Annotated in this window: 10 protein-coding genes and 1 pseudogene; 1 reads left to right on the forward strand and 10 read right to left on the reverse strand. The window is 37.7% G+C overall.

From position 1 onward, the window contains the following. Nucleotides 1–51: 51 nt before the first annotated feature. The 10 genes and pseudogenes from LC419_RS22135 to LC419_RS22180 form a co-directional block, all read right to left on the reverse strand. Nucleotides 52–627, reverse strand: coding sequence for a Crp/Fnr family transcriptional regulator (locus LC419_RS22135; protein ID WP_223609389.1), 576 nt, complete (start codon nucleotides 625–627; stop codon nucleotides 52–54). A gap of 24 nt (nucleotides 628–651) precedes the next feature. Continuing rightward, nucleotides 652–1695 (reverse strand): bifunctional transcriptional activator/DNA repair enzyme AdaA, encoded by a 1044-nt coding sequence (locus LC419_RS22140; protein WP_223609390.1) that lies wholly within the window; start codon nucleotides 1693–1695, stop codon nucleotides 652–654. A gap of 5 nt (nucleotides 1696–1700) precedes the next feature. After that, nucleotides 1701–2471 carry an isocitrate lyase/phosphoenolpyruvate mutase family protein gene (locus tag LC419_RS22145; RefSeq protein WP_223609391.1) on the reverse strand — a complete coding sequence of 257 codons (771 nt, stop codon included), beginning with the start codon at nucleotides 2469–2471 and terminating at the stop codon, nucleotides 1701–1703. A 168-nt stretch (nucleotides 2472–2639) separates the two neighbouring features. After that, the gene (locus tag LC419_RS22150) at nucleotides 2640–3227 is read right to left on the reverse strand and encodes a hypothetical protein (RefSeq protein ID WP_223609392.1); all 588 of its coding nucleotides are present in this window, start codon (nucleotides 3225–3227) and stop codon (nucleotides 2640–2642) included. A gap of 164 nt (nucleotides 3228–3391) precedes the next feature. Next, entirely contained in the window at nucleotides 3392–4528 is a 1137-nt protein-coding gene (locus LC419_RS22155; protein WP_223609393.1) for a hypothetical protein, read from the reverse strand. Continuing rightward, complete coding sequence (locus LC419_RS22160) at nucleotides 4506–5324, reverse strand: M12 family metallopeptidase (protein ID WP_223609394.1); 819 nt, start codon at nucleotides 5322–5324, stop codon at nucleotides 4506–4508. The genes LC419_RS22155 and LC419_RS22160 overlap by 23 nt, the downstream gene beginning before the upstream one ends. A 150-nt stretch (nucleotides 5325–5474) precedes the next feature. Further along, nucleotides 5475–8657 carry a carbamoyl-phosphate synthase large subunit gene (gene carB / locus LC419_RS22165; protein WP_223609395.1) on the reverse strand — a complete coding sequence of 1061 codons (3183 nt, stop codon included), beginning with the start codon at nucleotides 8655–8657 and terminating at the stop codon, nucleotides 5475–5477. A 59-nt stretch (nucleotides 8658–8716) separates the two neighbouring features. Further along, nucleotides 8717–9069: pseudogene (locus LC419_RS22170) on the reverse strand (four helix bundle protein). Nucleotides 9070–9110: 41 nt separating this feature from the next. Further along, nucleotides 9111–10184, reverse strand: a complete 1074-nt coding sequence (locus LC419_RS22175; RefSeq protein ID WP_223609396.1) for a carbamoyl phosphate synthase small subunit — start codon at nucleotides 10182–10184, stop codon at nucleotides 9111–9113. 175 nt (nucleotides 10185–10359) lie between these two features. After that, complete coding sequence (locus LC419_RS22180; RefSeq protein WP_262901741.1) at nucleotides 10360–11250, reverse strand: aspartate carbamoyltransferase catalytic subunit; 891 nt, start codon at nucleotides 11248–11250, stop codon at nucleotides 10360–10362. Between the two features lie 240 nt (nucleotides 11251–11490). Here LC419_RS22180 and LC419_RS22185 point away from each other — a divergent pair, with 240 nt between their 5' ends. Beyond that, nucleotides 11491–11952 carry an Lrp/AsnC family transcriptional regulator gene (locus LC419_RS22185; RefSeq protein WP_034731090.1) on the forward strand — a complete coding sequence of 154 codons (462 nt, stop codon included), beginning with the start codon at nucleotides 11491–11493 and terminating at the stop codon, nucleotides 11950–11952. Nucleotides 11953–12081 lie beyond the last annotated feature (129 nt).

Below are 12081 nucleotides of genomic sequence, written 5' to 3' on the forward strand. Positions count from 1 at the left end.
TTAACAAAAATATCACAGCGAATCCGGATAATTTTTGCTCCAGATCAAAAACTACTTTTCTGCCCGCAATCTGCTGAGCGTAGACTGGGTAATTCCTAGATAAGATGCTGTCATTCCCAGTGGAATTCTGTGATAAATTCCTTTATAAACAGTCAGAAAATGTTCATACTTTTCTTTAGCAGTGGTGAATCTCTGAGACGTAATCCGTTCCATAAGGTGCCCGAATACGCTTCCCATTGACAGTCTTGCATACCGCTCCATTTCTGGAAAATGATCGAATAAATAGCCCAGGTCATTTATTTTGAGGCAGAAGGTTTCTGTTTTTTCGAGACAGTCGATGGAATAGATATCTTTTATGCGTCCTATAAAACTCTTTGGGGAATTGACCCATTCGTTTTCACTGGAGAAATATTCGCTGATCTCGGTTCCGTCCTTCAGATAATAAGTTCTGGTCAGTCCGTTCAGAATAAAATAACTTTTGGCGCAGATTTTATCAGCATCATGCAGAAGTTCCCCTTTTTCAAAAGTCTGAAAGGATAATCTGTCCAGCAGTTCTTTTTTTAAAGTCTCGCTGAGCTTTATATATTGGCTGAAGTGATGTAGAACGGGGTCAAATTCTGAGGCCATGGTATTGTTTTCCTATAAAGATATTTAAAATAAGATGGCGCCTTCCAGTTCCAGGAGTTTTTGCTTTCTCCAGATTCCTCCGGCATATCCCACCAATTCCCCGTCTGAGCCTATCACCCGGTGACACGGAATAATAATGGCAATTTTATTAATTCCATTAGCTGTTCCTACGGCGCGTACGGCTTTGGGATTACCCAAAAATTCAGACTGCTGTTTGTAGGTACGGGTTTCTCCTTTGGGTATTTCTGTTAAAAGCTGCCATACTTTTTTCTGAAAATCTGTTCCTGTGATATAAAGAGGTACCTCAAACTGTGTTCGTTTTCCCTCAAAATATTCATTGAGTTCGTTTTCCAGCTGTTCGAAATGTTTATTTTCACCCTGAACAATTTCTGCATTCATCACTTTGGACAAATGGGCAAACTGCCGTTCTACATTTTTCCGGTCCGTAAATTCGAGCAGGCAGATTCCTTCCTCGCATGAACAGGCGAACATGGGGCCTAATGGAGTTTCAATTCTTTTCAGATCAATTATTGTGCGGCGACCTGTATTCTTAGGGGTAATTCCAATAACTCCTTTAAACCGTTCACTGAAGCCGCTTAAACTTTCATAGCCTGATTCCATTGCTACTTCCATAATGCTTTCACCGTTTTTTATTTTTTTGAATGCTTTATTCATTCTGAATTCTCTTTGAAAAGCCTGAAAGGTCATTCCATGATTTTTCAGAAACCAGCGTCTGATCGTTACCGGTTCAATATTTCTTTTCAGAAGGTCTGCATCTTTGATTTTTAATGATTCATTCTGTTGCAGTTCAACCAACAAATCCTGAATGTACCGGGGTGTTTCGTTCAGTTTTTCAAGCGGTCTGCAGATTTTACATGGTCTGTAGCCGTTTTCTATCGCGTTTTCCGGATGGACAAAGAATTCTACATTTTCCCTTTTGGGTTTTCTGGCTGTACATGTGGGCCGGCAAAATATACCCGTCGTTTTTACAGCCATCCAGTAAATGCCTTCAAATGAGGAATCTTTTTCTAAAGATGCCTGATACATTCTTTCTTCTGTAAGTTTCATTATATCTAAAAAATCGGAGAAAAACTTCCGGCCTCTCCAATGGTTTTTAATGCGGTTTCCAATTGCCCATAAATATAACCATTTAAGAAATTTCCTGAGGAAATTCTTTTAACGCCCAAACTTTTAAGGGTTTTAAAATCCGGAAGTTCCGGCATACACATGACGCTGAACGGAAGTTTTGAAGTAATGATAACATTCTCAATATCCTGCACTCCGGTAATGCATGGGACAAAAATTCCATCCGCACCTGCTTCCTCAATGATTTTCATCCGGTTGATCGTTTCTTCTATGATATGATCTACACCCAAAAGAAACGGATCTATTCTGACATTGATGAAAATATCAATATGCTGCTCTTTAAGTTGGAGAATGACTGCATTTAGTTTTTCATAGAAATCATTTGTACTCAATAGTTTTCTGGTTCCATCAATAATGACGCTGTCTTCTATATTAATTCCAACGACACCGGCCTCTGCCAACCTGGAAATGTTTAAAACAATCTCTTCCACCGTCTTCCCATAACCTCCTTCCAGATCCACAGACAGAGGAATGGTGATAGATCTCAAAATTCTTTCGACGATATAAAAGTATTCATCAAAGCTCATGTTTTCGCCGTCCTCATATCCCAGACTAAATGCTACCGCAGAACTCGAAGTTGCTACTGCCTGGTAGCCCAGTTTTTCATATGCCCTGGCACTTTGTACATTCCAAACATTCCCTATTAATAATGGATCATCCTGCTTATGCAGCTCTCTGAATCTCTGAATTGCTGTCATTTTATTTTTTTATAAAAGTAATACAGATCCTGTTTGTACACAACCGAAAAACGGACAAGTATTTTTTATCTCATTAAAAACCCCGCAAGAAAACTCGCAGGGTTTAAAATATATCATCTGGTTCCGATAGTTAGATCGTTTCCATTTTTTCATTAACAGAAATTACTGTTAATCGTTCTTTACATTATTTAAGAAGTCTTGGCTGTTGATTAATTGCTGTACTAAATTGTCAATAGCCGGGGGCAGAAATTTTTCAAATTTAGATCCTTTTGTATTCGCTTTTCCGGTTATTAAATCAGTCCATACGACTTTACCTTCATTATCAATCAATTGAAATTTAACTGTAATCTGAGGAATGAGCTGAACTGTTGAAAATCCAGAAATAGCTTCGTAATCTAGTTTTTGTAATTCTGATTTTAACGTAAAATTTTTATTATCAGTACTTAGTGTAATATTTTTTTCGCTGAGCCCATGTTTTATTGCATCTGTCAGAATTTCCGAAACAGGTTTTTCAGCCATATAAGCACCAGACATGGTTTGGTTGTACATGTTTTTCTTGTAGAAAATAACTTTGTCATCCTGATACCCTCTTACATCCTTCATAGGCTCAATCTGAACAATTTTACTGGAAGCCAGCTTATTCTCAATTTTCAAATTTGATTGATAATTAATCTGCTGAACGGAATTTGATAATGCACAACTTGTCAAAGAAGTTAATGAAACACCCAAAACAAAAATTTTAAACTTTGATTTCATTTGATTTTTTTTCTATATTATTTTTACGAGGATGCAAATTTACATATTTTATCGATTTCGTGGTGCTTTTTCGCCTTAGTAACCGTCAATAATTTGTTAATTAAAAACAAAAAATCGCTTTAAATTTTACATTTAAAACGATTTTTTAAATTATTTTTTTGATACTATCTTTTTAATTTTTCCAAATGGAACATATATGAATCTAAACCAGAGCCATAGACATATGTTTTGAAACGAATTTTTCTGCCTCTAACTAAAATAGAGAGATAATTTCGAATACAGGCGTGACACATTTCTTTACCCTCAGGAACCTGTACTAATATCCGATTCCCTATTTGTATACCATCTTCTTTATTTTTGTAGAAACCTGTATTGTCTTTGGTTATCTCAACTTGGATTTCTTGAATATTATTTATCGAATTGAAATATATAGAATCATTATAATGAACTCTGGTAATAATGCCCTCCAACTCGTAATATGCCTTATTTTCAATCACATTATTTAATATATCATCATGCATTAAATGGAAATCTTCCGGTGTAAATATTGATTGTGTTCCAAAATCTATATCATCATCTGGCGGCGGTGGCGGGACAGCAAAAGTATTATTAAGTTGAAAATTAGTACTATTCCACGCATTTGTAATCCTTGTTACTCTACTTTTTTTATCAGGATGTTTATTATGATCAAGAGAGGTGGTTAAAAACCCAAAACTAACTGGTTTTATTGTTTCTTCTAATGATGCTCCAAGCCTACAAAGCACAGATCCTGCAAAAAAATCAGCCTCAAGTTCTGCATCTTTTGAATCCATACTATCATTAGAAAAATGATTACTTAAATGATGCCCAATTTCATGAGCAAGTATAAACATTGAAGACCAATATTCGCTTCCTCCCGCTCTATCAATTCTTCTTAACAAATCTTTTCTAAAAATAATAATTCTTTTTCCGTTAATAACAACTGCCATTGCATTACGTATATTTCCCTTATAAATTCCAAAATTTTGAGGCAGCCCAATAAAGTCTGTAATTTGTCTAACCTGTTCAATTTCCCTATTTGTAGGCAGCTCTATATCTATCTTAGAAACTTTTTTTAATGAATCTATTTCTTTTTGTGATGAAACAAAAAAGCATGCTTTTTTGAAATTTTCTACAGCACCTTTATTCATTTCTGTTGGCAGAACAAAATTTTCCTCAGCTCTTTTTGGATTACAGGACACATACAATAAAGTAGAAATCCCTATAATAGTTAAAAACAAAATTTTACACATATCTATTTTACTTTGGATATATACTTGCAATAAATTTTTTATCCGTTTCTGATAACTTATAAACAGAACTCAAATGGTATCCATTTGTAGTAAATTCTGCTGGTAGTGAGTATTGCATTATTGAAAACGGGTCGAATTCGGTTCCATTATATTCACTTGAGCTGTATCTCGCAAAAAGATTATAATCTACTTCTTCTTTGCTCCAATTATTCGGAGGCCCCATATAATATTGATAAACAACCGGTTTATTCCAAATAATTGGATTGCTATTATTATTTTGATGCTCATGATGCAATCCAATCGCATGTCCAAACTCATGCAGTACCACTCTGTCATATTCAGATTGTGGTGTATCAGCATTAAGCCAACCGTAATTCATTGATGGTATTTTACCCTTGGAATCTTTTCCTATATAAGACCAGGAGCCTATTTCATTAAAAGAAATGGTAATATCGGGATTAGGGCTATTTGAAAAAATAAATTTAATGCCACAATAATTTTCCCATTGTTTTGCTACATTCATAACTTTTTGTTGAACCACTGGATCTCCATCGAGAAAATTGACGTAGAGAGTTCTTTTGTCTTCAGGCCAGAATAAGTCAGAGTTACCAAAAGCTTCCTTTCCTGAATCAAGAGCATGTGACTCGTTTATTAAAGCTGTACAAACTTTTATTTTTCTCAGGGAATCATTTGACAAAGTTGCAATTTTCATATTTGTGGTAGGCTCTGTTTTTGATTTCGGCTTATCACCTGCTGATTTATTACATGATAGAAAAAAAGTCAACAGAGACAATGCAAATAATCCGAATGTTGTAATAGTTTTCATAATAGTAGTTTTATTTTTATCGCTTAAAATTACTACACATATGTTTATTCGTCAATTACCCTTTTGTAGTATTTCAATGACAAGATTATATTAAATAAAAGCCCCCTCGCAAGCATTCTTACGAGGGGGGTTAAATCATAAAATTATGTTTTACATCGTCTCCATTTTGAAACTCATGCTTTCAATTACTTTCAGGATGGCTTCTACTGTGTCCATAGATGTTAAACAAGGAACGCCGTTTTCCACACTCATTCTTCTGATCTGGAATCCGTCTCTTTCTACCTGCTTACCTTTGGTCATGGTATTCACTACGTACTGCACTTTTCCTTTCTGGATCAGGTCGATCAGGTTGACATCATCTTCTCCGATTTTGTATCCTATTTTACAAGGAATTTCTTTTTCTTCAAAGAATTTAGCCGTTCCTTCCGTTGCCCATATTCTGAAGCCAACTTCATGGAATCTTGCCGCCAGATCTGCGGCTTCCTGCTTGTGCTTGTCTGCTACTGTGAACAAAATTGATCCGTGCATCGGAACTTTTCTTCCTGCTGCGATCAGTCCTTTGTAAAGGGCTTTCTCCAATGTGGTGTCTTTCCCCATTACTTCTCCTGTAGACTTCATTTCAGGCCCCAGAGAGATATCTACTTTCGTCAGTTTTGAGAAAGAGAATACAGGAACTTTTACGAAAACTCCTTCTTTATTCGGAACCAATCCGTTTTTGTATCCTAAATCTTTCAGTTTCTGTCCTAAAATTGCTTTTGTTGCTAAGTTCGCCATAGGAACTTCCGTGATTTTAGACAGGAAAGGAACTGTTCTTGATGAACGCGGATTCACTTCGATCACATATACATTTCCTTCGAAAAGAACGTACTGGATGTTCATTAAACCAATCACATTCAATCCTTTTGCCAGTCTTTGAGTATAATCTACCAAAGTATCAATTTCCTCCTGCGAAACATTCTGAGGCGGATACACTGCAATAGAGTCTCCGGAGTGAACTCCCGCTCTTTCGATGTGTTCCATGATTCCTGGAATAATAACCGTTTCACCGTCGCAGATTGCATCTACTTCCACTTCTTTTCCTGTAATGTAACGGTCTACCAAAACCGGGTGTTCCGGGCTTGCATCTACCGCAAATTCCATGTAGTGAGCCAATTCGCTTTCCGTATACACAATCTCCATTGCTCTACCTCCCAATACATAACTTGGACGAACCAAAACCGGATACCCGATCTCGTTGGCAATTTTTATTGCTTCTTCTTTTGACGTTGAAGTTTTTCCCAGAGGCTGTGGAATTCCCATTTCCTGAAGGGCCTTTTCAAATTTATCTCTGTTTTCAGCTCTGTCTAAGTCCTCCAGTGAAGTTCCCAGAATTTTTACGCCGTAGCTAGCCAGTTTATCTGCTAAGTTGATCGCGGTCTGACCTCCAAACTGAACCACCACTCCCATCGGTTTCTCAAGATCAATGATGCTCATTACATCTTCTTCCGTTAAAGGTTCGAAGTATAATTTATCTGAAATTGAGAAGTCTGTGGAAACCGTTTCAGGGTTATTGTTGATGATAATCGCTTCGTAACCCAATTCTTTGATGGCCCAAACCGAGTGAACTGTTGCGTAGTCAAACTCAACTCCCTGGCCGATTCTGATAGGTCCTGAACCCAGAACGATCACTTTTTCTTTATCGGTTACTACACTTTCGTTTTCTTCTTCGTAAGTTCCGTAGAAATAAGGGGTTTCACTTTCAAATTCTGCCGCACACGTATCTACCATTTTGTAAACCGGTATCACGCCATTTTCTTTTCTGAAATTATAAACCTCTCTCTGGGAAGATCCCCATAAGTGAGCGATATTCTGATCTGAGAATCCTAATTTTTTAGCCTGAATTAAAGTTTCTTTGTCGAATTTATTTGCCGCAATTTCTTTTTCAAAATCAACAAGTTTCTTTAATTTCCAGATGAAGAATTTATCAATTTTACTCCATTCTACAATTTGCTCCCAATCGTAACCTCTTCTTAGAGCATCACAAATAATGAACAGTCTTTCATCATCACAAACTCTGATTCTTCTTTCGATATCTTCGTCCGTTAAAGCAGCTGCCTGTTTTGTTTTTAATCCCAGGTGTCTTAAACCGGTTTCTAAAGAACGAACGGCTTTCTGTAAAGATTCCTCGAAGTTTCTTCCGATGGCCATTACTTCTCCGGTCGCTTTCATCTGTGTAGACAGTCTTCTGTCTGCGGTTTCGAATTTATCGAACGGGAATCTTGGGAATTTCGTTACCACATAGTCAAGAGCAGGCTCGAAACATGCGTATGTTTTACCTGTCACCGGGTTCATGATCTCGTCAAGCGTTAAACCTACTGCTATTTTTGCTGCAATTTTCGCGATCGGATATCCTGTCGCTTTACTTGCCAATGCTGATGAACGGGAAACCCTAGGGTTCACCTCGATGATATAGTAGTTGAATGAATGCGGGTCTAAAGCCAGCTGTACGTTACATCCTCCTTCAATTCCCAGGGCTCTGATGATCTTTAGAGAAGCGTTTCTCAATAACTGATATTCTCTGTCAGAAAGTGTCTGAGAAGGTGCCACTACGATAGAATCCCCTGTGTGAACTCCTACCGGATCTATATTTTCCATGTTACAAACCACAATTGCATTGTCGTTCGCATCACGCATTACTTCGTATTCAATTTCTTTGAAACCTGCAATTGATCTTTCGATAAGACATTGCGTTACCGGACTGTATTTTAATCCCAGTTCAGCAATCTCCTTCAATTCAGCTTCCGTAGAGGCGATACCTCCTCCTGTTCCTCCCATTGTAAAGGCAGGACGAACAATTACCGGATATCCGATTTCTTCAGCAAAACGGATCGCTCCTTCTACTGTAGTTACGATATCTGACTCAGGAACCGGCTCATTCAGTTCTCTCATCAGTTCACGGAAAAGATCTCTGTCTTCCGCTCTGTTGATCGCAGAAAGTGTAGTTCCTAAAACTTCCACTTTGCATTCTTCAAGAATTCCTGATTTTTCCAGTTCAACCGCCATATTCAGACCTGTCTGACCTCCAAGCGTTGGTAGCAAAGCATCTGGACGTTCTTTTCTGATGATGTGGCTTACAAACTGAAGTGAAATCGGCTCGATATATACTTTATCTGCGATTTCTACATCCGTCATAATGGTCGCAGGATTTGAGTTGATCAAAATCACCTTGTAGCCTTCTTCTCTCAAAGACAGACAAGCCTGCGTTCCCGCGTAATCAAATTCAGCTGCCTGCCCGATGATGATGGGCCCTGAACCGATTACTAAAATTGTTTTTATATCTGTACGTTTTGCCATTTTTCTTTTTTTAGATACCAGATGTCAGATTTCAGATCTCAGACTTCCAGCGTTGTGTTTTACTTTTTTAAATTAGATTTGAATGTATAAATCATTCTTTGGATTTCATTTACATTTGATATCAGACTGTTAACTTTTTGAACATCCAGCAACTTCAGCTCTCTTGTTAAAATTAACTGGGTCTGCAATTCAAAGGAAGAAGCATTGGCAATACCAGAAAGTGATAAAACTCACTGTCATTGTTTCTTCCCACTCCTTCAGCTATATTTGAAGTAATGGAAACTGCAGATCTTTTAATTTGAGAAATCAAACCAAACTTTTCATCTTTGGGTAACTCTGTACAAATTATATAGATCTCTTTCGCAAGTTCTATTGATTTCTGCCAGAAAAGTAGTTTCTCAAAATTGTGCATGATAAAGTCTGTTATCTGATGTCTAATATCTGAAGTCTTTCTTACTTCTTAAATCCCTCCATTAAATCGATGAACTCATCAAACAAATAGTTTGCATCTTCAGGACCGGGGCTTGCTTCCGGGTGGTACTGAACGGAGAAGCATGGGTGGATCTTGTGTTTAAGACCTTCGTTGGTTCTGTCGTTTAGGGCGATGTGAGTTTCGATTAGATCTGTATTTTTAAGACTTTCCTGATCTACTGCGTAGCCGTGGTTTTGAGAAGTAATGGATACTTTGTTTTTCTCAAGATCCAGTACCGGGTGGTTTCCTCCTCTATGTCCGAACTTCAGTTTGAATGTTTTTGCCCCACAAGCCAAACCGATCAGCTGATGTCCTAAGCAGATTCCGAAGATCGGAACTTTCCCCAGTAATCCGCGGATCATGTCTAATGCCTGAGGGTTGTCTTCCGGGTCACCAGGACCGTTTGAAAGCATAATTCCATCCGGATCCATTAACAAAATCTCTTCTGCTGTGGTGTCGTGGGAAACTACAGTGATGTCGCAGTTTCTCTGAGACAGTTCTCTGATGATTCCTAATTTGGAACCAAAATCTACTAGTACCACTTTAAATCCTCTTCCAGGATTGGCATAAGCTGTTTTTGTAGAAACTGCTTCCACCTGATTGGTCGGGAAGTTGGTGCCTTTTAATTCTGCAACCACTTCGTTTTCATCAGCCTCAACGTTTACAATTTTCCCTTTCACAACTCCTGAATTACGTAGAATTCTGGTCAGTCTTCTGGTATCGATTCCGGAAATTCCTGAAAGGTTTTTCTTTTTAAATAATTCCTCTAAAGTCATCTGAGTACGGAAATTGGAAGGAAGGTCGCAAAGTTCCTTTACGATAAGTCCTTTAATAGCCGGCTCAATGCTTTCATAATCATCACGGTTAATACCATAATTTCCGATAAGCGGATAGGTCATGCAAACAATCTGACCGCAGTATGACGGATCGGAGATCAACTCCTGATACCCTGTCATTCCGGTATTGAAAACTACTTCTCCGGCAGTTTCCAATTCTGCTCCGAAACCTTCTCCATGAAACACTTCACCGGACTCCAGTATTAATTTTTTCTTCATTTTTAAAAATTAGATATTAGATTTAAGAAGTTAGAAGTTAAACTTCCTCGTTCTGTTTTATTTTTTTTCTTTTTAACCACCCCGTCAAAAAATATTCTATTTTTTCGACACCCTTCCATGGGAGGGGAATTTTTGTATGTCCAAGACTCGGCACCCGGATCTTAAGATCTTTTAACTATTTAAAGGTATACCCTTCTTTTTCCAGTGCTTCTTTCAGGATGGCCATTCTTGCGAAGACTCCGTTCTGCATCTGTTTGAACACTCTTGAACGATCGCATTCCACCAGGTCTGTATCTATTTCAACACCTCTGTTGATAGGTGCCGGGTGCATGATGATCGCTCCTTTTTTCATTGCTTTTTCTCTATCTTTCGTTAAACCGTATTTTCTGTGGTATTCAGAAGCGGTGTAACTCATTTTTGCATCGTGTCTTTCGTGCTGGATTCTTAACAGCATCAGAACATCTACCTCCGCGATCAGCTGATCAACCGGTAAATAGGTTCCGTTAATTAAAGCGCCTTCATCAAACCAGTGTTCCGGTCCTGAGAAATATACTTTAGCACCTAATCTTCTTAATGCTTCAGCATTTGAATTGGCCACGCGGCTGTGTTTTACATCTCCTACAATTCCGATCTTCAGTCCTTCAAATTTTCCGAATTCCTGATAGATGGTCATCAGATCCAACATACATTGGGAAGGATGATTTCCTGTTCCGTCTCCTCCGTTGATCACCGGAATTTTGATATTGCTTAATTCTTCAAAATACCTGTCCTTCTTATCTCTGATCACTACCAGATTCACACCCAGACTTTCTATGGTTTTTACCGTGTCATAAAGACTCTCCCCTTTGTTTACAGAACTGTGGGAAGCATCAAAAGGTACTACCTGAAGTCCCAGTTTTCTTTCTGCGATGTCAAAGCTTGTCTTTGTTCTTGTACTGTCTTCAAAGAAAAGATTTGAGCAGAAAATTTCTCCTTCAATTTTTGCAGTTTTCCCATTGGCAAAAGCCAGTGCTTCGGCCAGTATACTGTTGATTCTCTCGGTGCTTAGTTCTGTAATCGTAAACATAATTCTTATTTTTTGAGCATAAAAAAAGCGAAGACAGGATCTTCGCTTAATAACAATAAATATCGTAAAGGGCGCTTTCGCCCGGTAAATCTAATGATATAAATACTCTTTTATTCATTAGGTGCAAAGATATAATATTTTCACGAATCTACAAAACCAAATTTCTAAAAAAATTTAAACCTGTAATCTTTCCTTATTTTCATTTTTAATTGATATTTTTGTTAAAACTCAATTCTCCCTATGGATTTAAAAGACAAAATGATTCTCAGCATTATTCAGGAAGACTCTACTCTATCTGTAAAAGAAATTTCAGAAAGGATAGGTCTTACATTTACTCCTACGTATGAAAGGATTAAACAGCTGGAGAAACATGGCATCATTGAGAAATATGTCGGTCTTTTGAACCGTGAAAAACTGGGTTTGAATATCGTGGTTTACTGTAATGTCCGTCTTAAGGAGCAATCCCAGAAAGTACTGGAAACCTTTGAGAAAAACATTATGAAACATGATGAAGTTCAGGAGATCATCAGTCTTTCCGGTGAGTACGACTACATGCTTAAGATCATAGCAAAGGATATTAATTCTTATAATGATTTCGCAGTGAATGTCATCTCAAATATTCCAAACATTGGCCAGTATCACAGTTCTATTGTGCTTCACGAGGTTAAAAAATCGACTAAGTTTAAAATTGATCTGGAATAATTTTCATTTAAACTAATAGATGCTTCGTGAACTTCGTTCGTAAACCGATAGTTTATGCTCAGCATGACATTTCTAATACTAAACGTCATTTTGTAGCGACGTCATGCTGAGCGAGCCGAAACATCAAGA

The organism is Chryseobacterium sp. OSA05B, assembly GCF_019970065.1.
In the GTDB taxonomy this organism is placed as follows: domain Bacteria; phylum Bacteroidota; class Bacteroidia; order Flavobacteriales; family Weeksellaceae; genus Chryseobacterium.

What these genes read in the sequence shown, in the direction of transcription:
- LC419_RS22135 (WP_223609389.1), bottom strand. Translation starts at nt 627, where the DNA reads ATGGCCTCAGAATTTGACCCCGTTCTACATCACTTCAGCCAATATATA.
- LC419_RS22140 (WP_223609390.1), bottom strand. Translation starts at nt 1,695, where the DNA reads ATGAAACTTACAGAAGAAAGAATGTATCAGGCATCTTTAGAAAAAGAT.
- LC419_RS22145 (WP_223609391.1), bottom strand. Translation starts at nt 2,471, where the DNA reads ATGACAGCAATTCAGAGATTCAGAGAGCTGCATAAGCAGGATGATCCA.
- LC419_RS22150 (WP_223609392.1), bottom strand. Translation starts at nt 3,227, where the DNA reads ATGAAATCAAAGTTTAAAATTTTTGTTTTGGGTGTTTCATTAACTTCT.
- LC419_RS22160 (WP_223609394.1), bottom strand. Translation starts at nt 5,324, where the DNA reads ATGAAAACTATTACAACATTCGGATTATTTGCATTGTCTCTGTTGACT.
- carB (WP_223609395.1), bottom strand. Translation starts at nt 8,657, where the DNA reads ATGGCAAAACGTACAGATATAAAAACAATTTTAGTAATCGGTTCAGGG.
- LC419_RS22175 (WP_223609396.1), bottom strand. Translation starts at nt 10,184, where the DNA reads ATGAAGAAAAAATTAATACTGGAGTCCGGTGAAGTGTTTCATGGAGAA.
- LC419_RS22180 (WP_262901741.1), bottom strand. Translation starts at nt 11,250, where the DNA reads ATGTTTACGATTACAGAACTAAGCACCGAGAGAATCAACAGTATACTG.
- LC419_RS22185 (WP_034731090.1), top strand. Translation starts at nt 11,491, where the DNA reads ATGGATTTAAAAGACAAAATGATTCTCAGCATTATTCAGGAAGACTCT.